Annotated in this window: 18 protein-coding genes and 1 riboswitch; of the genes, 14 read left to right on the forward strand and 4 right to left on the reverse strand. The window is 38.0% G+C overall.

What is annotated here, in order from left to right; all coding sequences use genetic code 11:
- Positions 1 to 499: 499 nt before the first annotated feature.
- The 3 genes from pbp2b to CCC20_RS09105 all read left to right on the forward strand — a co-directional run bounded on the left by pbp2b (position 500) and on the right by CCC20_RS09105 (position 4574).
- Positions 500 to 2626: a penicillin-binding protein PBP2B gene (gene pbp2b / locus CCC20_RS09095; RefSeq protein WP_003063792.1), complete on the forward strand. Its 2127-nt coding sequence runs from the start codon at positions 500 to 502 to the stop codon at positions 2624 to 2626.
- A 66-nt stretch (positions 2627 to 2692) separates the two neighbouring features.
- A complete protein-coding gene (gene recR / locus CCC20_RS09100) occupies positions 2693 to 3289 on the forward strand; it encodes a recombination mediator RecR (RefSeq protein WP_003063793.1) in 597 nt (198 codons plus the stop codon).
- Positions 3290 to 3527: 238 nt separating this feature from the next.
- Positions 3528 to 4574, forward strand: a complete 1047-nt coding sequence (locus CCC20_RS09105) for a D-alanine--D-alanine ligase (protein ID WP_003063795.1) — start codon at positions 3528 to 3530, stop codon at positions 4572 to 4574.
- 101 nt (positions 4575 to 4675) lie between these two features.
- Here CCC20_RS09105 and CCC20_RS09110 read toward each other — a convergent pair whose 3' ends face one another.
- Complete coding sequence (locus CCC20_RS09110) at positions 4676 to 5236, reverse strand: folate family ECF transporter S component (protein WP_013851594.1); 561 nt, start codon at positions 5234 to 5236, stop codon at positions 4676 to 4678.
- Positions 5237 to 5282: 46 nt separating this feature from the next.
- Positions 5283 to 5373, reverse strand: a riboswitch (THF riboswitch).
- A 107-nt stretch (positions 5374 to 5480) separates the two neighbouring features.
- Between CCC20_RS09110 and CCC20_RS09115 the strand changes: the two genes are divergently transcribed.
- From CCC20_RS09115 to cshA, 4 genes are all read left to right on the forward strand, one after another.
- Complete coding sequence (locus tag CCC20_RS09115; protein WP_003063800.1) at positions 5481 to 6845, forward strand: UDP-N-acetylmuramoyl-tripeptide--D-alanyl-D-alanine ligase; 1365 nt, start codon at positions 5481 to 5483, stop codon at positions 6843 to 6845.
- A 96-nt stretch (positions 6846 to 6941) separates the two neighbouring features.
- Complete coding sequence (locus tag CCC20_RS09120; RefSeq protein WP_270619638.1) at positions 6942 to 8012, forward strand: polymerase; 1071 nt, start codon at positions 6942 to 6944, stop codon at positions 8010 to 8012.
- Between the two features lie 150 nt (positions 8013 to 8162).
- Positions 8163 to 9707 carry a peptide chain release factor 3 gene (locus CCC20_RS09125; RefSeq protein ID WP_003063805.1) on the forward strand — a complete coding sequence of 515 codons (1545 nt, stop codon included), beginning with the start codon at positions 8163 to 8165 and terminating at the stop codon, positions 9705 to 9707.
- Between the two features lie 602 nt (positions 9708 to 10309).
- A complete protein-coding gene (gene cshA / locus CCC20_RS09130) occupies positions 10310 to 11890 on the forward strand; it encodes a degradosome RNA helicase CshA (RefSeq protein ID WP_013851597.1) in 1581 nt (526 codons plus the stop codon).
- A gap of 83 nt (positions 11891 to 11973) precedes the next feature.
- Here cshA and CCC20_RS09135 read toward each other — a convergent pair whose 3' ends face one another.
- Positions 11974 to 12864, reverse strand: a complete 891-nt coding sequence (locus CCC20_RS09135; protein WP_003063810.1) for an alpha/beta hydrolase — start codon at positions 12862 to 12864, stop codon at positions 11974 to 11976.
- Positions 12865 to 13134: 270 nt separating this feature from the next.
- Here CCC20_RS09135 and CCC20_RS09140 point away from each other — a divergent pair, with 270 nt between their 5' ends.
- The 3 genes from CCC20_RS09140 to CCC20_RS09150 are packed head-to-tail and all read left to right on the forward strand — an operon-like array spanning position 13135 to position 15862.
- On the forward strand, positions 13135 to 14313 hold the full coding sequence (locus CCC20_RS09140; protein ID WP_048791494.1) for an MFS transporter: 1179 nt from the start codon (positions 13135 to 13137) through the stop codon (positions 14311 to 14313).
- Positions 14314 to 14367: 54 nt separating this feature from the next.
- Positions 14368 to 15228 carry a helix-turn-helix transcriptional regulator gene (locus CCC20_RS09145; protein ID WP_048791495.1) on the forward strand — a complete coding sequence of 287 codons (861 nt, stop codon included), beginning with the start codon at positions 14368 to 14370 and terminating at the stop codon, positions 15226 to 15228.
- A 4-nt stretch (positions 15229 to 15232) separates the two neighbouring features.
- Positions 15233 to 15862, forward strand: a complete 630-nt coding sequence (locus CCC20_RS09150; RefSeq protein ID WP_048791504.1) for an ROK family protein — start codon at positions 15233 to 15235, stop codon at positions 15860 to 15862.
- A 231-nt stretch (positions 15863 to 16093) separates the two neighbouring features.
- Here CCC20_RS09150 and CCC20_RS09155 read toward each other — a convergent pair whose 3' ends face one another.
- Both CCC20_RS09155 and CCC20_RS09160 read right to left on the reverse strand, forming a co-directional pair.
- Positions 16094 to 16375 carry a GIY-YIG nuclease family protein gene (locus CCC20_RS09155; RefSeq protein ID WP_003063819.1) on the reverse strand — a complete coding sequence of 94 codons (282 nt, stop codon included), beginning with the start codon at positions 16373 to 16375 and terminating at the stop codon, positions 16094 to 16096.
- Positions 16350 to 17111, reverse strand: a complete 762-nt coding sequence (locus CCC20_RS09160; RefSeq protein ID WP_003063822.1) for a tRNA1(Val) (adenine(37)-N6)-methyltransferase — start codon at positions 17109 to 17111, stop codon at positions 16350 to 16352. The genes CCC20_RS09155 and CCC20_RS09160 overlap by 26 nt, the downstream gene beginning before the upstream one ends.
- A gap of 107 nt (positions 17112 to 17218) precedes the next feature.
- Between CCC20_RS09160 and CCC20_RS09165 the strand changes: the two genes are divergently transcribed.
- From CCC20_RS09165 to holA, 4 genes are all read left to right on the forward strand, one after another.
- Positions 17219 to 17965 carry a lysophospholipid acyltransferase family protein gene (locus CCC20_RS09165; protein ID WP_003063827.1) on the forward strand — a complete coding sequence of 249 codons (747 nt, stop codon included), beginning with the start codon at positions 17219 to 17221 and terminating at the stop codon, positions 17963 to 17965.
- Positions 17966 to 18059: 94 nt separating this feature from the next.
- A complete protein-coding gene (locus CCC20_RS09170; RefSeq protein ID WP_048791496.1) occupies positions 18060 to 18725 on the forward strand; it encodes a helix-hairpin-helix domain-containing protein in 666 nt (221 codons plus the stop codon).
- A complete protein-coding gene (locus CCC20_RS09175) occupies positions 18718 to 20949 on the forward strand; it encodes a DNA internalization-related competence protein ComEC/Rec2 (protein ID WP_048791497.1) in 2232 nt (743 codons plus the stop codon). Before CCC20_RS09170 ends, CCC20_RS09175 begins: the two co-directional genes overlap by 8 nt.
- A gap of 73 nt (positions 20950 to 21022) precedes the next feature.
- On the forward strand, positions 21023 to 22060 hold the full coding sequence (gene holA, locus CCC20_RS09180) for a DNA polymerase III subunit delta (protein WP_003063837.1): 1038 nt from the start codon (positions 21023 to 21025) through the stop codon (positions 22058 to 22060).
- Positions 22061 to 22129 lie beyond the last annotated feature (69 nt).

Consider the following 22129-nt stretch of genomic DNA (forward strand, 5'->3'; position numbering starts at 1 on the left):
AGCTAGATTTCCAATCTCAAACAATTTTCAATTGTTTGAGCAATCAATCGCCGTTGAGTGGGTTCTAATATGCTGATAAATCAGCTTTTACACCCCTTTTTTGATGTCAATCTTCACTTGACTCTATCTCCCACCTCGAAAGATTGCCCAAATCTTTCGAGCCATGCGGAGGTGAGTTATCAAGGTTCAGGGAACCTTGATAATCGGGAAATAAAACTTACGAAGTAAGTGTCAAAAACGGTCTGTTTTAGGTCAGCAACAAGAAATTAAGTTTTGCTGAGAAAGAATTTCTTCGAAATTACCGATTCGCCTATTCTAGACTTATGACTAAAATCTCCACTGGAAATTTTATTTGTTCCACTCCCTTTTTTTATTTTCAAGAGTTTTATGGTGGGGGAATTTTCAAAATAAAAAAGATCAAAGTTTTACAGGTTGTGTCACTCTGTTTTAAGCAAATTGTGATAAAATAGAACTCAGAGCTTTTAATTGTGAGGAAAGAATGTCATTTAAGAAGAGATTGAGCAAGCTAAAATTTGCCAAAAAAACAACCGAAAAAAAAGTACGTAAGTTCAAAATTGATAAAAAGCCAACTAGTATGACGAAACGTATTTATTTGATTTTTTCAGTCATCGTAGTCCTTTTTTCAATTATCATTTTGAGATTGGCTCAAATGCAAATTTTGAATAAATCGTTTTATGATGAGAAATTAAATTCGTCAACAACTTATACGGTAACAACATCAAACCCTCGTGGGGAAATTTATGATGCTGCAGGTAATTTATTAGTTTCTAATACTGTCAAGCAAGTAGTTGCTTTTACTCGTAGTAATACGATTACAGCTGAAGAAATGAAAGAATTGGCGGCAAAATTATCAACTCTAGTGACTTTTACAGAGACAAATGTTACGACACGTCAGAAAAAAGATTATTATTTGGCGGATTCAGATACTTACGCAGCAGTGGTCAAGAGTTTGCCTGATGATGAAAAATATGATAGTTACGGTAACAATTTGACCGAATCAGAAATTTACGCAAATGCGATTAATGCGGTAACTGATGATGAAATTAACTACTCTGAAGATGAACTAAAATTGGTTTATATCTTTAGTCAAATGAATGCTGCTTCAACATTTAGCACGGTTAATTTGACGACTGGCGACTTAACGGAAGAACAGATTGCCTATATCACAGCTAATCAGTCTAAATTATCAGGAATTTCAATCGCAACCGACTGGGACCGTGAAACGCCAACAAGCTCTCTTGCTTCAATTATTGGTACGGTTTCATCGAAACACTCTGGTCTACCAGCAGAAGAAGCGGACGATTACTTGGCAAAAGGTTATTCTTTGAACGACCGTGTTGGAACGTCTTATCTTGAAAAAGAATACGAAGAATACCTTCAAGGAACGCATACCGTTCGTGAAATTACAACTGATAAAAATGGTAATGTGGTTTCAGATGAAGTGACAAGCGAAGGAAAAGCAGGCCAAAATCTAAAATTAACAGTCAATTCAGATTTCCAAGCTGGTGTTGAAAGTATTTTAAATCAGTATTACAGTGCTGATATTGCTGATGGTTATGCAACCTATTCAGAAGGAGCTTATGCAGTTGCTTTGAATCCGCAGACAGGTGCCATTTTGGCAATGGCTGGTCTCTCTCATGAAACAGGTTCATCAACAACTACTCTTGATGCCCTTGGTACTATTAATGATATTTTTGTTCCAGGGTCAGTTGTGAAAGCAGCAACGTTGACAGCTGGTTGGGAATCAGATGCTATTTCAGGGAACCAAGTTATCGCTGACCAATCAATCAATATTGCTGGTTCTTCAGCGATTACATCATGGTTTACAGGCAGCGGTTCAACAAACATCACAGCTGTTCAAGCGCTTGAATACTCATCAAATACCTATATGGTGCAAGTTGCTCTTAAAATGATGGGACAAGAATACTATTCAGGCATGTCTCTAGCAACCACAGGTATGAAAGAAGCGATGGAAGAATTGCGTGCTGCCTATGCCGAATATGGAATGGGAACAAGCACAGGAATTGACCTTCCAGAAAATACTACTGGTTACATTTCGGATGATTATTCTGCTGGTAATGTCCTAACCGAAGCATTTGGTCAGTATGACTCATACACACCAATGCAGTTGGCACAATATGCAGCAACAGTTGCTAATGGTGGGAAACGTATTGCACCACATTTGGTTGATAGTATCTATGACAATGATGGTACAGATGGCATTGGAACTTTAGGTAAAACGATTGAAACAAATGTGCTTAATCAAATCAACATTTCAGACGATGATATGGACCTTTTGCAACAAGGGTTCTATCAAGTGGTAAATAGTAGTAGTGCTTATGCAACAGGTACTTATATGAAGAGTTCAACAGTCACTATCGCTGGTAAAACAGGTACAGCCGAAACTTATGCTGTTGATGCTAACGGTAATGCTGTAACGACAGTTAACTTGAGTGTCCTTGCCTATGACTATTCAACAAGTGATGATTCACATATCGCTGTTGCCGTCATCGTTCCGCATTTGACAAGTTCAGATAATCATACAAACCAGTACATTGCGCGTGATATTATTAATTTGTACATGTCAACTTATGTTAATCAATAATTGATAATGAAAGCGAGTCGGCCGAGGAAGTAGTCGGCTCGTCACTTTGTTAAAGGAGAATGACAATTGCTTTATCCAACACCTATCGCAAAGCTGATTGATAGTTTTACAAAATTACCAGGAATTGGTATAAAAACAGCAACACGTTTGGCTTTCTACACGATTGGAATGTCAGATGAAGATGTGAATGAATTCGCCAAAAATTTATTGGCAGCTAAGCGTGAATTGACTTATTGTTCTGTTTGTGGGAATTTAACAGATGAAGACCCTTGTAATATCTGTACAGATCAAACTCGTGACCATTCCGTTATTTTAGTGGTTGAAGATTCAAAAGACGTATCTGCTATGGAAAAAATTCAAGAGTATCATGGCTTGTACCATGTCTTACATGGCTTGATTTCACCAATGAATGGTGTCGGACCAGATGATATTAATTTGAAATCATTGATTACACGTTTAATGGATAGTGAGGTCAATGAAGTGATTATTGCGACCAATGCAACCGCAGACGGTGAAGCAACATCTATGTATATCTCACGTGTCCTAAAACCAGCAGGAATCAAGGTAACACGTTTAGCACGTGGACTGGCTGTTGGCTCAGACATCGAGTATGCCGACGAAGTCACACTACTTCGTGCCATAGAAAATCGAACAGAATTGTAGGATGTAAGAAAAGCAGCTTCATGCTGCTTTTTTGCTTGTCACTTTTTCTATCATCTGATGTTTAAACTTGTTTGAAAGGTAGCTTCTTTTGTGGTATGATAGGTAGGAAATTGTAATAGAAAAGGAATTGAACTTGAGTTGGGTTTGGGGCTGTTTTTTGGTTCATGCTCGGCTTGTTGAAAAATGTATTAGGTGACCTTAACTTGGTATCTTTTTTCTGTTCAGGTAATTAAAGTTTATGGCAAAAGAAACGCTTGTTTTACTTTATGGTGGACGTTCTGCGGAGCGTGAAGTATCTGTTTTATCAGCTGAGAGTGTCATGCGTGCGATTAATTATGACAAATTCTTTGTGAAAACTTACTTCATCACACAATCTGGTGATTTTATTAAGACACAAGAATTTTCAAGCAAACCAGCCGATGATGAAAAGTTAATGACTAACGCTACTGTTGTTGAAAGTCAAAAAATTAAACCAAGTGATATTTATGAAGAAGGAGCAGTTGTTTTCCCTGTTCTTCATGGACCAATGGGAGAAGACGGTTCAATTCAAGGCTTCCTTGAAATTCTTAAAATGCCTTACGTTGGAACTAACATCTTGTCATCAAGTGTTGCCATGGATAAAATTTCAACAAAACACGTTCTTGAGTCTGCAGGTGTACCACTTGTTGCTTACGTGACTTATGTTGAAGGGGCTGACCTTGAAAAAGCGGTTGCTGAAGTAAATGAAAAATTGACTTATCCAGTCTTTATTAAACCAGCCAACATGGGGTCTTCAGTAGGAATTTCAAAAGCTGATGATGAAGAGGGGCTCCGCTCAGCTATTGACCTCGCCCTTAAATACGATAGCCGTATTCTTATCGAAACTGGTGTCAATGCGCGTGAAATCGAAGTTGGGATTTTAGGAAATGCTGACGTGCAAACAACATTACCTGGTGAAGTGGTTAAAGACGTTGCTTTCTATGATTACGATGCTAAATACATCGACAATAAAATTACTATGGATATTCCAGCGCATATCGATAGCAACATTATGGAAGAAATGCGTGGCTATGCAACAACAGCTTTCCGTGCTATCGGTGGATGTGGTTTGTCACGTTGTGATTTCTTCTTGACAGAAGACGGTCATGTTTACCTTAATGAATTGAATACAATGCCAGGTTTCACACAATGGTCAATGTATCCACTTCTTTGGGAAAACATGGGACTCGCTTACTCTGATTTGATTGAAAAATTGGTTGAATTAGCTAAAGAAATGTTTGAAAAACGCGAAAGCCATTTGATTTAAAAAAAGCTGCACTCCAAAAGTTAGACGATAAATCTAACAATTGGGGCGCTTTTTAGATATGAATAACCTCAGAGATGGGATAACTCTCTGAGGCTTTTTAGTTATAGATTTGCAAGCTTGCGTAATTCGGGTATCTTTTGTAACCTCGGAATGACAAGCATGGTAATAATGATTCGTAGTGGAATTTCAAAGACTTTTAACCAACGTCCTGCCAGATATTGTGCCCAGAATGGCACGCCAAAGTATATCTGAATCAGAAGTGGTGTGAGGATAAAGGTGCTAATCAGCATGATAACCACAGTTGCGATTGTTACGTGTAGCCAGTCTTTTTTGCTTGACCAGCTTAGTGGCTTACTATAAAAGAAAAGACCATAGAAAAAGCCCTGAATTGCTTCCATAAGTGTCCACCAAATGATGAAATTACCAGCGCTACTTGATGATAAGGTATCAACCACATCAAGAATACCTAGGCTGATAAAGCCCCAAATAGGACCGCCAATCATTCCGATAATCGTGTTGACAATGAACGTCAAACTGATAACTAATTGTTGTGGAATGACTGGAATTGAAAATTTCCCAACGATGAAAGCAAGCGCGATTAGCATAGCCAAGCTAACCAAACGCTTAAGGGTGAGTTTGGGTGTTTTGAAAAATAAATTCATTTTCTACTCCTTTTAAAACATAAAACTGGAGCTGTTAAAAAAATTTAACAGCGGATGCAATGATTCACCGCGCAAATTGCTTCGTTGTGTGACAACATCCCATTCACACACACTTAACGCAAATCATCTACTCTGTGCAAAACAAGCTTTGCAATTATAATTGTACCATAAAAATCCCTGCATGATTGCTAAAATGTGGTATAATAAAAGGCGTTAACACTAGATTTTTAATGAAGGATTCAATATGAAATTAACATTGCATGAAGTCGCCAAGGTTGTTGGCGCTAAAAATACTATTTCGGAGTTTGATGACGTTCCCCTGCGACAAATTGAATTTGACAGTCGTAAGATTGAAAAAGGGGATTTATTTTTACCATTAAAAGGTGCGCGTGATGGGCATGATTTTATTGAAACTGCCTTTGAAAATGGTGCTGTTGCGACTTTTTCAGAACGTGAAGTAGCTGGTCATCCATACATCTGGGTTGATGATTGCCTAGAGGCATTTCAAGCGCTAGCTAGCTATTATCTTGAGAAACAGCGTGTTGATGTCATTGCTGTGACAGGGTCAAATGGTAAAACGACAACCAAAGATATGATTGCTGCGGTTTTATCAACAGAATACAAGACTTATAAAACACAAGGCAACTACAATAACGAAATTGGTTTGCCATATACAGCACTTCATATGCCAGATGATACGGAGAAAATTGTCCTTGAGATGGGGCAAGATCATATGGGTGACATTCATCTGTTGTCAGAACTTGCAAAACCACATATCGGTGTGGTGACTTTGATTGGTGAAGCTCATTTGGAATTTTTCGGTAGTCGTGAGAAAATCGCAGAAGGTAAATTGCAAATTGTTGATGGCATGGATTCAGATGGCATTTTGATTGCGCCAGCTGACACAATCGTGGATCCTTATTTACCTGAAAGCCAAATGGTTATTCGTTTTGGTGACGGCGCAGAAATTTTTGTGAAAGATTTGCAAGAAAGTAAGGAATCGTTGACCTTTACGACAAATGTGATTGACCGTCCAATTACCCTACCTGTGCCTGGAAAATACAATGCGACTAATGCCATGGTAGCAGCTTATGTTGGTAAATTATTAGCCATTTCTGATGACGATATTGTCGAGGCTCTTGAGACAATTGAATTAACACGCAATCGTACGGAATGGAAAAAAGCAGCCAATGGTGCTGATATTTTGTCAGATGTTTACAATGCTAATCCAACGGCAATGCGCTTGATTTTAGAGACATTTTCTAAAATTCCTGCCAATGAGGGCGGTAAAAAAATAGCTGTGCTTGCTGACATGAAAGAATTGGGTGAGCAATCTGTTGAGCTTCATAAACGCATGATTATGAGCTTGTCACCTGAAACATTAGATACACTCATTTTCTATGGGGAAGACATTGCTGAATTGGCACAACTTGCTAGTCAAATGTTTCCAATTGGAAAAGTTTATTATTTCAAGAAAACAGCTGATGAGAATCAATTTGATGCCATGCTTGAAACTATTCAAAAAGTATTACAACCAGCTGACCAAATTTTATTGAAGGGAAGCAACTCAATGCAATTAGTTAAAATTGTTGAAGCACTGGAGAAATAGATTACTGTGGAGATATTAAGGTTAAAGGAAGTATTTAGGACTGAAGAGTCATTTGCAAGGTTTCTTTATCGAGCCTTGTATTTTCTTGAGTTTTGTTTGCTATTTCTAGCTTGGTTTTTGAAACGTTATCCGTTTCCTTTACCATTTTTCTTATTGATGTCAAGTCTTGCCATTGTTGGTGGATTTGCTATGTATTTGTGGAGTTTTTGGCGTTCGGGTTGGTCAATAGAGAAGATTTTAGCAGGGATTTTTGCACTAGCTTTCTTGATTTTATTGCCAATGTCTAATTATCTGGAAACAAACGTTGATGATTTGTCCATGGTTACCTTGTTTTTGTTATCAGCGAGTGTTGATAAAGATGATGAGCGGTTGATGACAGCGATTTTCTACTTTAAGCTGATTGTAGCAATCTTAGTGCTCTTTGCTTACAATAGTCATATTATTTCTGATATGACCATGTATCGAGTTGACAAAGATTTGATTAGGCATTCTTATGGTTTTATGCACCCAAATTCTTTGGGAATGTATTTAGTTGGTTTGTTGTTTGATTTTTCCTTGGTTAGAAAGAGACGTAAAGCTAGAGCAGGATTGGTCATGTTGCTTGTTTCCTTGTTGATTTTTGCGATTACCGACTCAAGGACAACATTTTTAATTGCAGGAGTCATCATTCTTTGCTATTTTTTGAAACCATTATTACTAAAGTATCAGGTTTCCGGTTCTGTGATTATTCCACTGGTGATTGTGATGTTTGGTTTGGGGCTAGGGCTTCCATACTTCTACAATGGTGATAGTACCATTTATGCAACATTGAATCATTTGTTTTCAGGAAGATTGAATATCGGACATACGTATTTGCAGCATTTCGGTGTTGATTGGTTGCCACGAAATATCCCAACTTTTACCGAAATAAATGGGCATCCGATGTACGATGATAGTTTTTATATTGATTCATTATTACGTCAGGGAATTTTTCTATTTCTACTGTATCCAATTTTTCTCATTGCACAGTTGAGAGGGAAGAAACTGACACTATTCCATACGATGCTCTTTTTGATAACTTTCTTTATCAATATCATGGAGCACTATGGTGGCAGTCTTTGTATGTGTAGTATTCTCTTAATCAATTATTTTGCGGTTTCTGAGGAGCACACCGTGGGGAAATATTGAAATAGAGCCCACTTTTCGTTATAATAATAGAGTTATGAGTCCCATGACTCTATTTTTTGTATGGCAGAAAAGGAGTGGACCAATGTAGTCACTAAAGATTAGGTGATACGTTTATATAAAGAAGATAATTAAGATTAATAAGGAAATAAAATGACAATTCAAGATGACATTAAAAAACGTCGTACGTTTGCTATCATCAGTCACCCAGATGCTGGTAAAACGACAATTACAGAACAATTACTTTATTTTGGTGGAGAAATCCGTGAAGCTGGTACCGTAAAAGGGAAAAAGACAGGGAACTTTGCTAAATCTGACTGGATGGATATTGAAAAGCAACGTGGTATCTCCGTTACTTCATCAGTAATGCAATTTGATTATGCTGGAAAACGTGTCAATATCCTTGATACACCAGGGCACGAGGACTTCTCTGAAGATACTTACCGTACTCTTATGGCGGTAGATGCTGCGGTTATGGTTGTCGATTCTGCCAAAGGTATTGAAGCACAAACGAAAAAGCTGTTTGAAGTTGTTAAACACCGTAATATTCCAGTATTTACTTTTATCAACAAGCTTGACCGTGATGGTCGTGAACCACTTGACCTTTTGGAAGAATTGGAAGAAGTGCTTGGTATTGCAAGTTATCCAATGAATTGGCCAATTGGGATGGGAAAATCATTTGAAGGGCTTTACGATTTGTACAACAAACGTTTGGAACTTTACAAAGGCGATGAACGTTTTGCAGCACTTGAAGATGGTGATGAATTATTTGCTAACAACCCATTCTACCAACAAGTTTTGGAAGATGTTGAATTGTTAGAAGAAGCAGGAAATGAATTTTCAGAAGAAGCTATCTTGTCTGGTGATTTAACACCAGTATTCTTCGGTTCTGCCCTTACAAACTTTGGGGTGCAAACTTTCCTAGATACTTTCTTACAATTTGCGCCAGAACCCCATGGACATAAAACAACAGAAGGTAATGAAATCGACCCTTACGATAAAGATTTTTCAGGATTTGTCTTTAAAATCCAAGCAAATATGGACCCACGACACCGTGACCGTATTGCTTTCGTGCGTATCGTTTCAGGTGAATTTGAACGTGGCATGAGCGTGAATTTAGCACGTACGAAAAAATCAGTGAAATTGTCAAACGTGACACAATTCATGGCAGAATCACGTGAGAATGTTGAAAATGCCGTTGCTGGTGATATTATCGGGGTTTACGATACAGGAACTTACCAAGTTGGGGATACGTTGACAGTCGGTAAAAATAAATTTGAATTTGAACCGTTACCAACCTTCACACCAGAGTTGTTCATGAAAGTAGCTGCTAAAAACGTCATGAAACAAAAATCATTCCACAAAGGAATTGAACAATTGGTGCAAGAAGGAGCTATCCAACTTTATAAAAATTATCAAACTGGCGAATACATGCTTGGTGCTGTTGGTCAATTGCAGTTTGAAGTGTTCAAACACCGTATGGAAAATGAATACAATGCCGAAGTGGTAATGACACCAATGGGTAAAAAGACTGTTCGTTGGATTAAACCAGAAGACCTTGATGAACGCATGTCATCAAGTCGAAATATCTTGGCTAAAGACCGCTTTGACCAACCTGTTTTCCTTTTTGAAAACGACTTTGCGCTTCGCTGGTTTGCGGATAAATACCCAGATGTTGAACTAGAAGAAAAAATGTAATAAAGACAGAGGGAGTTGAGAAAGTGCTCAACTTCTTTTGTCGTTCTTCATGCTAAGATAAAAATAAATAAAGGTCTGAACTTGCGTGCTCAGACCTTTTTAGGAGTTAAAACAAAAACAGCCCCGACGAATCAGGACTATCTTTTTGAGATTATGAAAAAGAAAAGTTTTAGGATATCCATATCTTATCAGAGAAGACTTAAAGAAACCTTAAACGACTAAGAAAAATAGTCTTTTACAGAAAATTCTAATGATAGAAGTTGTGAAACCAAATTTCAAGTCTAAATTAGCCATTTTGTAAAAACTCTCTAGGAGAGTGATAATCAAGCACTTTTTTGGAATAGTTGTTAATCCAGTATTCAATAAATGTGACTTGTCGTTGTGGTGATTACAATTATATCTCTCTGAGATGTTTTTTGATACACTCAAGTGACTAATTTCATTTTAGAACTTTCAATAGAAGTTATGAAAACGTGTTATTTTAATAAATGAAATTGTTTCCTATCTTTTTAACTTGGAATGTGTTAAACTAGATAAGTTGTTAAACAACGATTAAAGTTTAATAAGGCAGCTTCGCACTGCCTTTTAGAAAAGAGAAAAATTTGAAATTTACAGAACTTAACTTATCGGAAAATATCCTTGCTGCCGTAGAAAAAGCAGGCTTTGTTGAGCCATCTCCAATCCAAGAATTAACGATTCCTTTGGCTTTGGAAGGTAAGGATGTTATCGGACAAGCACAAACTGGAACAGGGAAAACAGCTGCCTTTGGCTTGCCAACTTTGAACAAAATTGATACAAATCGTAATGTTGTTCAAACCTTGGTTATTGCGCCAACACGTGAATTGGCTGTTCAAGGACAAGAAGAATTGTTTCGTTTTGGTCGTGAAAAAGGTGTGAAAGTCCGTTCCGTTTACGGTGGGTCAAGCATTGAAAAACAAATTAAGGCACTTCGTTCAGGAGCTCATATTGTAGTGGGAACACCAGGGCGTTTGCTTGACTTGATTAAACGCAAAGCTTTGAAACTTGACCATGTTGAAACATTAATCCTTGATGAAGCAGATGAAATGCTTAACATGGGATTCTTAGAAGATATTGAAGCCATTATTAGTCGTGTTCCGGAAACACGTCAAACCCTTCTTTTCTCAGCGACGATGCCAGAAGCTATCAAACGTATTGGGGTGAAATTTATGCAAAACCCTGAACACGTTAAAGTTGCTGCTAAAGAATTGACTACTGATCTTGTTGACCAATACTATATTCGCGTTAAAGAACAAGATAAATTTGATACAATGACACGTCTTATGGACGTTGACCAACCTGAATTGTCAATTGTCTTTGGGCGTACAAAACGTCGTGTGGATGAATTGACACGTGGATTGAAATTACGTGGCTATCGTGCCGAAGGTATTCACGGTGACCTTGACCAAGGTAAACGTCTCCGTGTTCTTCGTGATTTTAAGAATGACAATATTGACATCTTGGTTGCGACTGACGTTGCAGCACGTGGTCTTGATATTTCAGGGGTCACACATGTTTATAACTACGATATTCCACAAGACCCAGAAAGCTATGTTCACCGTATTGGACGTACTGGACGTGCTGGGAAACATGGTCAATCAATCACTTTCGTGGCACCAAACGAAATGGGATATTTGTCAATTATTGAAAAATTGACGAAAAAACGCATGAAAGGCTTGAAACCAGCGACTGCTGATGAAGCCTTTAAAGCGAAGAAAAAAGTTGCGCTTAAGAAAATTGAACGTGATTTTGCGGATGAAGCGATTCGTGCAAACTTTGACAAATTCAAAGGTGATGCCGTTAAATTGGCAGCAGAATTTACACCAGAAGAATTAGCATTGTACATCTTGAACTTGACCGTTAAAGATCCAGATACGCTTCCAAAAGTGGAAATTGCTCGTGAAAAACCATTACCATTTAAACCATCAGGTGGTGGCTTTAATAACCGCAAGGGTGGTCGTGGCAATGGTCGCGGTCGTGATAATCGCCGTGGTGGACGTTCAGACAGAAAACGTGATGACCGAGATAATAACAGCTATCGTGATTTCAAACGTACGTCATCTAAGAACAAACGTGATTTCCAAAACAAAGATAACAAACGCCCACATCGCACATCAAGCGAAAAGAAAACAGGATTTGTTATCCGTAATAAAGGGGAAAGATAATCATAAAACACACTCTGTGATGACAGGGTGTGTTTTTGAATACAGGTAAAAAACCTCCGCTATTCTAGCAGAGGTAATTGATATTAAGCAATGTACTGTTTGAAAAATGCTAATATTTCCAAGTTACAAGCAGTAGCAATAGGATCTTTAATATTGTAATTAAAAACGTGTCCTTTTGGTTCTTCAGGGGTTCCATAGGTACGAAATTCGTGTTCAATATGCTTAGCACGCAGGAAACCATCTAGTCTGACAGTACAATCACGAATAAAATCTTGATTAGCGGTTGTGAGGAATAAAGGTGGTATGGCTGGTGTGATATATTTTTCGGTTAGCAGCATATCCATTTTATTTTCTAAAACAGTATCGGTAAAGTAAGCCTTTGGGGCACCTTCAATAGTACCAGGAAGGTTGAGGAAAGAAGCTCCGCAGTTAATAGCAGCTGCACGCACTGACATGTTAGGTTTGTCGTAGCCAAATTTTTGACGGTAGTCATTATTGGTGAGGATAGTCAAATACTGCACCGCCATTTGTCCGCCAGCACTGTCACCGATGATGAAAATATTATTTAAATCTATATCATAATCGCTACCGTGGCTAGCAACCCAGTGTACAGCACGGTTGACATCATCGAGTTCTCCAGGAAATTCGACTTCAGGTGCTAGTTGGTAGTTAAAATTAACAAAAGCAAAACCTTCTTTAGCTAAGCTAAGTCCAAAAAATTGATAGGTTTCCTTGGTACCATAGACCCATCCCCCACCGTGGATATTAATGATAGTAGGAACCTTGTCTATACGTTTTTTAGGAAGGTAAATATCTAGGAGATTCCATTTTTCTTTAGGACCATAGGCGATGTTGTCAAAACGTTCAACCTCAGGAATATCATGTGGCAGTCCGGCGTCACGTTTATCATCACCTTCTTTAAAAAGTGCACTTAATGTTTTCGCAGCTTCTAAAACCTCTTGTTTGATCGTCATTTTGTAAGACCTCGTTTCTAAATCTATTTTTAAGACACTACGATTTTAGGTTAAAAATGAGTAAAATTCTAGCACTATCTTATCTAAAAAAAGGCGTCTAGTAACCTATTTATGATATAGAAAAAGGTTACTAGACGCCTTTTTCTGGGAACTCTTGTTATTTTGTAAACTCTGTTAACTCGTTATAATAAAAAGTAAGAAAAGCTTAGCAGAAGTTACGTTACAAATCTGTTAAACCAGTCATATTTTATACTCTAGGAGGATTTCGTTATGAAACCAGTAAAAGATAAACTATCTTTTAAAATCTCTCTGCTCTCTATTTCTCTCTTTTTAATGATTGCACCCCAGATTTCAGCAGCTTTACCACTTATGTATAATGCTTTTCCCGGTGTCAGTCAAAGTGGTGTTGAGACACTATCTACTATTCCAAATTTTGGAATTATGGTTGGTTTGTTTGTCAGTCCGTTTTTGATACGTGCTCTTGGACAAAAATTGACTATATTGATTGGTTTGGTTATTACCTTGTTAGCTGGAACGTTTCCAATGTATGCTGTGGCTTTTACGCCAATTTTGATTTCGCGTTTTCTACTCGGAGCAGGAATTGGACTTTTTAACTCTCTAGCAGTCAGTTTGATTCCTCAATTTTATGTTGATGATGAGGAAGAACGCGCCTCTATGCTTGGTTTCCAAAATGTTATGAGCAGTATTGGTGCGGCGGTATCTTCTTTTTTAGTCAGTTATTTGGTTACGATTAGTTGGCATGCAGCCTTTGTTATTTATTTTCTGGTTATCCCATCTCTTATTTTATTTACGCTATTTGTGCCATTGAAAAGAGAAACTACTCAATTTGGTAATCAAAATGGAAATAAGCAAAAGCAATCAATCAATGGTAAAGTCATTCTTATCGCTATTTTGATGTTCTTTATTTTCATGCTGTATTTACCGATGAGCTATAAATTACCAACTATGATTGTAGAAAATGGTATCGGTACTACTTCGACAGCAGCTATGGTAGCAGGCTTTTCGACATTGGTGGGTATCCCTATTGGGGTTACCTTTGGTTTCTTCTTTAAAAAATTGCGTGATAAAATTTTTCCACTTGGTTTTTTTCTAGTCACTTTAGGTTTTCTGCTGACAGCATTTTCACAAAATTTAGTTATTTTACTGTTATCTATGGTTATTACTGGTATTGGTTTTGGATTTGCGGTACCATATATGTACAACTGGCTTGGTTGGGCAGCACCTCAAAATTCTGTTAACTTAGCAACAACACTTGTTCTAGTTATGGTGAATGTTGGTTGTTTTGTCTCTCCTACGGTTATGGGAGCTCTATCGGCTTTCTTTGGTTCTGAAGCGAGCAACACCTTATTGGTTTCAGCTATTGGCTTTGCACTTATAACAATTTATGCGCTTGTGCATTATGTCAGAGTGCATAATATACACAAATAATATCAGAGAAGAACTCGTTGGAAAGCGAGTTTCTTTCCTATCAGGAGGTCTTTCTTGGAAACGTGTCAGCATGAAGTGGTCAACCCTAATCAAGGCTTATTGTCATTTTTATATGTTCACAATGAGCAGTCGCCTGCCTATATTGAGCCGCATTGGCATAGGGCTGTTGAATTAAGCTATACCTCAAAAGGATCCATTGATCATTTTTACATTGCAGGTGAAAATTTTCAAACCCAATCAGGTCAAATTTTAGTGGTTAATACTCAGGATATTCACAGCATTCGTGTTTTGAATTATAAGGAAGAGCCTGAGTTGGCTCTGACGATTACCTATCCTTATCCATTTTTGGTTGGTCAATATGAAGATATTAGTCACTGTCAGTTTGATATCAATCATCCAGAGACTTTTTCAACGCAGCAAAAGCAGGCTTATAATCATCTCCAAGATATCTTAGAGATGATTATAAGAGATTTTCAGGCAGATAGTCCACAGAAAAATCTGAAATTAAATTTAGGTATTTTACAGGTTTTGGATATTTTAGTGACTTCTTTTTTGGTTGATACTGTGGCTGATGTTCATAAGGATAATCGCCTTCAAATTGCTGAGCGTATCAAGGAGATTGATTCTTTTTTGCAGAAAAATTATCAGGAGACCATTGGTTTGGAAGAATTGGCAGAACATTGTCATCTGTCTCGCTCCTATATGGCACGCTTTTTCAAAGCTCACTTGGGGGTAACCTTAGGGCAATACCTAGCAACTATTCGTGCTCAAAAAGCACGTGATAGTTTGATTGAAACCAAGGATTGTCTGACAGATATTGCTTTAAAACATGGTTTTAGCGGCTTACGGTCAATGAACCGCGCCTTGGAAACAAATTTTGGAAAGACAGCTCGTCAGTTAAGAGATGAGCAGTGAGGAAATGACATGTTATTTAAGTTTTGATATTGCTGGTACTCATATAAAATATGCTTTGATGAGTGCTTCCGAGGAGATTTTAGAGAAAAATCATGTGATGTCTCCTAAGGATTTAGATGATTTTTGGTCAGCAATTGATGACATTATCTTGACTTATCGTAGCCAGATTCAAAGAGTGGCGTTTAGTGCTCCGGACCGTGTAGATATTGATAATGGTATCATTTATTTGGGTGGTGTCCTGACTTGTTTGGATGATGTTCATATTAAAGAGCGTATTAAAGAAAATTATGATTTACCAGCTACGGTGCTTAATGATGGTAAGGCAGCAGCCTTAGCAAAGGTCTGGCAGGGGAGTTTGAAAGGTGTATCAGATGGTGCAACCATTATTTTAGGAACTGGTGTTGGTGGCGGTCTCGTTTTGAATGGGAAATTACGCAGTGGTGTACATTTTCAAGCAGGTGAGTTAAGTTTTATACTTCTAAATCCTGCTAATCAAAGTTTTGACAAGATGAGTGGCTATCTAGAGTCTGCTGTGGGAATGATTGAAAAAATCAATCAGATAATTGGAAATTCAGATATTAAAGACGGCTTAATAGCTTTTAAAGCTGTTCAATCAAAAAAACAGAAGCAGTAGCTACTTTTGAAGACTATTGTAAACCATTGCGACTATTATTTTGAATGTGCATGCTACCTTAGATTTACATACTTTTGCTATTGGAGGTGGGATCAGCTCACAAGACCTTTCAGGAACTAAAAGTGTTTTAACACGCCCTAATATTGTTAAAACTAGTTTCGGTAATGATGCGAATTTATTAGGCGCTCTCTATCAATTATTACATTAGCGAATGAGATAGAAGAACACACTTCAGAAAATGGAAGTGTGTTCTTCTATATATGCTAGCTTTTGTTGTCGTGTTTTTTGTTTGAAGTAGCTTTCGGCGGACATGGCGGCTTCTTTGCTGTCAAAGCTTTTTTGGTAGATGAGTTTGACTGGTAGGCGACTTCTAGTGTACTTTGCACCTTTGCCGCTATTATGTGTTTTGATACGCTTTTCAACATTGGTTGTGTAGCCTGTGTAGAGTGTGCCATCAGCACATTCGACAACATACATATAAGCTTTGTTAGTTTTTTCTTCCGTTTTTTCCATAATAAATTTCAAAAATATCGTCCGTATAGTCACCGTTTTCTTTGTGAACAAAGAGTGGTGGGAGAATTTTTAGTCCGTCAGTAGAGCCGTCTTTAATCGCTTCAATCAAGAGCATATTAGCATCTTTACCTATTTTAGGATAAACAAATTGGATACGTTTTGGCGCTAGATTGTATTGTCTCATGGTATCAATGATGTCTAAGAAACGGTCTGGTCGATGTACCATAGCTAGTCGTCCATTTGATTTGAGCGCGTGCCTGGCTACCTCACAAATTTCTTCTAAATTGGTAGCAATTTCATGTCTAGCAAGAAGGTAGTGTTCAGAAAGATTTTTCTTTGACGTTTCTGAAACCTTGAAATAAGGTGGATTACACAGAATCAAATCAACACCAGAACGTGGCACATGCTTGAGCAGATTTTTCAAATCGTCATTAATCATCTGAACTTGGTTTTCTAATTGATTGAGCTGGATTGAACGCTCTGCCATATTTGCCAAACGTTCTTGCAATTCTACCTCGATAATTGGTGCTTTGGTGCGCGTGCTGGCAAAAAGTCCTACGGCACCATTTCCAGAACAAAGGTCAACAATCAAGCCACGTGAAGGGATTTTTGGAAAACGTGACAGCAAGACACTATCGATAGAATAACTGAACACGTCTTTATTTTGAATAATTTTGACATCTGTCGAAAAGAGCTGGTCAATACGTTCGCCAGCTTTTAAAATTGATTTAATCATGATATTTATTATAGCAAATTTTAATTTTTCTCACTAGTTAGGTAATGATTTTTCGGCTCAAGCATGGTACAATGTTAAAGAATGTTTGAAGAAAAAGGAGTAAATCTGTGTTTTATACTTATTTACGAGGATTAGTGGTTTTCCTACTTTGGATTATCAATGGAAATGCTCACTATCATAATGAGGACAAAATTTTAAGCAAGGATGAGAACTATATCTTGGTTGCACCGCACCGTACTTGGTGGGATCCAGTTTATATGGCATTTGCTGCTCGTCCGAAAGAATTTATTTTCATGGCGAAGAAAGAATTATTTACGCACCGTATCTTTGGTTGGTGGATTCGTATGTGTGGTGCCTTTCCGATTGACCGTGAAAATCCAGGGCAAAAAGCTCTTAAATACCCTATTAACATGTTGAAGAAAAGCAATCGTTCACTTGTGATGTTTCCAAGTGGTAGCCGTCATTCAACCGATGTTAAAGGTGGGGTTGCTGTTATTGCTAAAATGGCGAAGGTTAAGATTATGCCAGTCGTTTATGCAGGACCAATGGAATTAAAAGGGCTTTTGACTGGAGAACGTGTGGATATGAACTTTGGTAATCCAGTTGACATTTCTGATATCAAACGCATGAATGATGAAGGGATTGAAGAAGTGGCAAACCGTATTCAAACAGAATTTGATCGCTTGGATGCTGAAAATGCGACTTATCATACCAACAAAAAACCAAATCCATTAACTTACATTTACCGTATTCCTCTTGGACTTGTGGCGATTATCGTTGTTCTGTTGACATTGCTCTTTAGCTACATTGCAAGCTTTGTTTGGGATCCAGATAAGCACCGTAAAATGAAATAAGAACCAAAAGCTCAGCGATTTTGCTGGGCTTTTTCGAATAAATAAGTAAAGGCTTGTATGAGTCTATTTTTTATGTCAAAAGTGAGGTAGTGAGATGATTGAAGAAATAAAAGAAAAACTTTTGGAGAACAAAACGTTGGCAGCGGTATTGGGGATAATACTTGTCATGATAATCGGATTTTTTGCTTGGTTAAATGTGACAAAAACAACAGCGGATGCGCAAAATGACCTACCTGCCCTAAGCACGACTTTTTCGACAAGTAGTAGCGCAAGTGATTTAAAAACAGAACGTTCAAGTTCGCAAACTGAGACTCAAAAAATGTTTGTAGATATCAAAGGTGCTGTGAAAAATGAGGGGGTTTATGAGCTTTCAAACGGTAGCCGTGTGACAGATGTGGTCAAATTAGCAGGTGGTTTTACAGAAGATGCTGATAAGAAGTCGGTGAATCTGGCTGAAAAAGTAACCGATGAATCGGTGATTTATGTGGCAAGAGTTGATGAAAATGTTGCTCCTGCAACGACTAATTCACAAGCAAATGGCAGCGCTCAACAGGAAGAAAGTTCAGATAAAATCAACCTTAATACCGCAACTTTGGCGGAACTCCAGACGATTTCTGGCATTGGCGCCAAACGTGCCCAAGATATTATTGACTACCGTGATGCTAATGGTGGTTTTTCATCAGTTGATGACTTAGCGAATGTGTCTGGTATCGGAGAAAAAATACTAGAAAAGCTAAAATCTGAGGTGACCGTTGATTAAATATTTTCCCATTAAGCCAATTCAATTGGCTTTTTTGCTCATTTTGCTCTATTATTTTTGCTTTTCAAAAGTGGTTGGGTGTTTGATGTTTCTCTTGCTAGCCTTGGTGTTTTTATGGCAACAGTATGGTTGGAAGGCTTGGTGTCAAGTTTGCTTGTGTTTAACCTGTTTTGCGGTATTTTTTCTGACTAAGGCTAATCAGACAGAGCAGGCTTATCAAGCAGCACCAGATCATTTAACAAAAATCCAGATGATTCCTGACACGATTTCGGTCAATGGGGATTTGCTGTCCTTTCGAGGTAAGGAAGCTGGGCGGACTTATCAGATTTTTTATTCCTTGAAATCGGAGAAAGAACAGCATTTTTTTAAAACATTAAATCAAACGGTTGTTTTATCTGGTGATATGGACTTGGAAGAAGCAACGCCCCAGCGGAATTTTGGTGGTTTTGATTATCGTACTTACCTTAAACATGAAGGTATTTATCGTGTGGTAAATTTGTCGGCGATTAACAATGTTGAACTTGTTCATAAGACGACTTTGTGGGATAAGCTACATGATGTTCGACGAAAGGCTATTGTTAGTATTCAGCAGCATTTTCCTGCTCCTATGCAACATTATATGACTGGGCTTTTGTTTGGCTATCTGGATAAATCGTTTGATGAGATGAGTGAGGTTTACACGAGTTTAGGAATTATTCACCTCTTTGCTCTTTCAGGCATGCAGGTTGGCTTTTTTGTGGGGGCATTCCGCTTTTTCTTTCTACGTCTTGGGTTACGCCGAGATTATGTGGACATACTACAAATCCCATTTTCACTCGTCTATGCGGGGCTGACTGGCTTTTCTGTTTCGGTAATTCGGAGTTTAATTCAATCTGCTTTTGCAAATCTTGGTATTAAAAAATTAGATAACTTGGCTTTAACTTTGTTTGTTCTTTTTATAGTTATGCCAAATTTTCTGCTGACGATGGGAGGCATTCTTTCGTTTACTTACGCTTTTATTCTCAATTTTATTAACTTTGATGACATTAGTCGCTATCAGAAAATTATTGCGGAAAGTTTGACGATTTCATTAGCCAGTTTGCCCTTGTTAATTCATTTTTTTGCTGTGTTTCAACCGTTATCTGTCTTATTGACCGCAATTTTTTCTGTGGCATTTGACACTATTATGTTGCCAATGCTATCAATCATTTTTATTTTATCGCCCTTGGTTAAACTGACTTGTTTTAATGGTTGTTTTGTTTTCTTGGAAACTGTTATCAAGCACACTAAGGCAATTTTGGGCGGTCCGATTGTTTTTGGTAAACCAAATCTTGGTATCTTGGTGCTACTATTTTTAATGTTGGGCGTGCTTTATGATTGCTGGCGACGAAAGAAAACGGCAATTTTTCTTGTCAGCTTAGTAGCTCTGCTATTTTTTCAAATCAAGCATCCGCTAGAAAACGAGGTGACGGTGGTTGATATTGGGCAGGGAGATAGTATTTTTGTGCGTGATGTTAAGGGGAATACGCTGCTAATTGATGTGGGCGGAAAGGTGAGTTTTAGTGAGAAGAACGCGTGGCAGGAGCGGCTGACGGATAGCAATGCGGAGCGAACGTTGATTCCTTATCTCAACAGTCGCGGCGTTGGAAAAATTGACCAGTTAGTTCTGACGCACACGGATACTGACCACATGGGAGATATGCTAGAGGTGGTAAAGCAGGTGAAAATTGATGAAATTCTGGTTAGTCAGGGAAGTTTGACAAAGCCAGATTTTGTGGCGAAATTACAAGCCATGAAAACCAAGGTGCGCGTGGTAACAGCTGGTGATGTTTTGCCGATTATGGGAAGTCACCTGCAAGTGCTTTATCCGAGCCAGACTGGTGATGGTGGTAACAATGACTCGGTGGTGCTTTATGGGAATCTTTTGGGTAAGAATTTCTTGTTTACAGGAGATTTGGAAGAAGAAGGCGAGCAAGAGTTGATAGCAACTTATCCCAATCTGCCGGTTGATGTCTTAAAAGCAGGGCATCATGGCTCAAAAGGATCATCAAGTTCAGAATTTCTCGCTCACATTTCACCGCAAATTGCTTTGATTTCCGCAGGGCAAAATAACCGATACAAACATCCTCACCAAGAAACGCTTGAACGCTTCCGAGTACAAAACATGACCATTTACCGCACAGACGAGCAAGGCGCTATCCGCTTTAGAGGACTAAATCACTGGAAAATCGAAACAGTGAGGTAGGGGGAATTGAAAAGACTTTTTCTTCAGTTTAAAACCATGAGTTTTTCTCATGGTTTTTTGTTATAATATTTCTATGATTGCAATCGAAGAAATTGATAAATTACGAAAAGAAAATCTTAGTTTAATTACGGTGGTGACGGGTGAGGATTTGGGACAATTTTCTCAGCTGAAAGAACGTATGATGGCACGTGTTGGTTATGATAAGGATGACTTGACTTATTCTTATTTTGATATGGCTGAGGTTGATTATCAAGATGCGGAAATGGACCTTGAAAGTCTGCCATTTTTTGCTGACCAAAAGGTGGTTATTTTTGATAATTTACTCGACATCACGACAGCTAAGAGGTCTTGTTTGGATGATAAGGCACTCAAACGTTTTGAGGTATATTTGGAAAATCCCTTGGACACGACGCGCTTGATTATTTTTGCGCCAGGGAAATTAGACGGCAAACGTCGCTTGGTGAAAATTCTTAAACGTGATGCACAGATTTTTGAAGCAAGTGAATTAAAAGAAGCAGAGCTAAAAACGTATTTCCGAAAATTGGCTCACAAAGAAAATCTGACCTTTGATTCAGGTGTTTTTGAGGCTTTGCTTTTGAAATCCAATTATGATTTCAGTGAGATTTTGAAAAACATTGCTTTTTTGAAATCTTATAAAAAAGATGGTCATATCACGGCAGATGATATTAATCAAGCCATTCCAAAAACGCTTCAGGATAATATTTTCGACTTGACGCAGTTTGTTTTGAATGGCAAAATCGATGAGGCACGCGAGCTGATTCGTGATTTGCGTTTGCAAGGTGAGGATGAAATCAAATTGATTGCGATTATGTTAGGGCAGTTTCGCATGTTCTTGCAAGTCAGCATTTTAGCCAGTCAAGGTAAAAATGAACAACAAACTGTAACGGCGCTGTCAGATTATCTTGGACGTCGTGTCAATCCTTATCAAGTTAAGTTTGCTTTGCGTGACTCTCGTACGCTTTCAATGCCGTTCTTGAAAAAAGCTTTGGCGGTGTTGATTGAAACGGATTATGCCATTAAAACTGGGACATATGACAAGGCTTATTTATTTGATATTGCTATCTTAAAAATCGCTCACGAACATCACTAATCATGCCTTGAAAAAAGCGGTCAAATAATTTGCTAGCTCTGCTATTTTCCTATAAAATAAAGGTACAAA

Origin of the sequence: Streptococcus sp. LMAG:39 (assembly GCF_008680485.1) — a bacterium.
Lineage (GTDB): Bacteria > Bacillota > Bacilli > Lactobacillales > Streptococcaceae > Streptococcus > Streptococcus pasteurianus.

Coding starts and splice junctions, on each gene's coding strand:
- pbp2b (WP_003063792.1), top strand. CDS start 500: ATGTCATTTAAGAAGAGATTGAGCAAGCTAAAATTTGCCAAAAAAACA.
- CCC20_RS09105 (WP_003063795.1), top strand. CDS start 3,528: ATGGCAAAAGAAACGCTTGTTTTACTTTATGGTGGACGTTCTGCGGAG.
- CCC20_RS09110 (WP_013851594.1), bottom strand. CDS start 5,236: ATGAATTTATTTTTCAAAACACCCAAACTCACCCTTAAGCGTTTGGTT.
- CCC20_RS09115 (WP_003063800.1), top strand. CDS start 5,481: ATGAAATTAACATTGCATGAAGTCGCCAAGGTTGTTGGCGCTAAAAAT.
- CCC20_RS09125 (WP_003063805.1), top strand. CDS start 8,163: ATGACAATTCAAGATGACATTAAAAAACGTCGTACGTTTGCTATCATC.
- CCC20_RS09135 (WP_003063810.1), bottom strand. CDS start 12,864: ATGACGATCAAACAAGAGGTTTTAGAAGCTGCGAAAACATTAAGTGCA.
- CCC20_RS09140 (WP_048791494.1), top strand. CDS start 13,135: ATGAAACCAGTAAAAGATAAACTATCTTTTAAAATCTCTCTGCTCTCT.
- CCC20_RS09150 (WP_048791504.1), top strand. CDS start 15,233: ATGACATGTTATTTAAGTTTTGATATTGCTGGTACTCATATAAAATAT.
- CCC20_RS09155 (WP_003063819.1), bottom strand. CDS start 16,375: ATGGAAAAAACGGAAGAAAAAACTAACAAAGCTTATATGTATGTTGTC.
- CCC20_RS09160 (WP_003063822.1), bottom strand. CDS start 17,111: ATGATTAAATCAATTTTAAAAGCTGGCGAACGTATTGACCAGCTCTTT.
- CCC20_RS09170 (WP_048791496.1), top strand. CDS start 18,060: ATGATTGAAGAAATAAAAGAAAAACTTTTGGAGAACAAAACGTTGGCA.
- holA (WP_003063837.1), top strand. CDS start 21,023: ATGATTGCAATCGAAGAAATTGATAAATTACGAAAAGAAAATCTTAGT.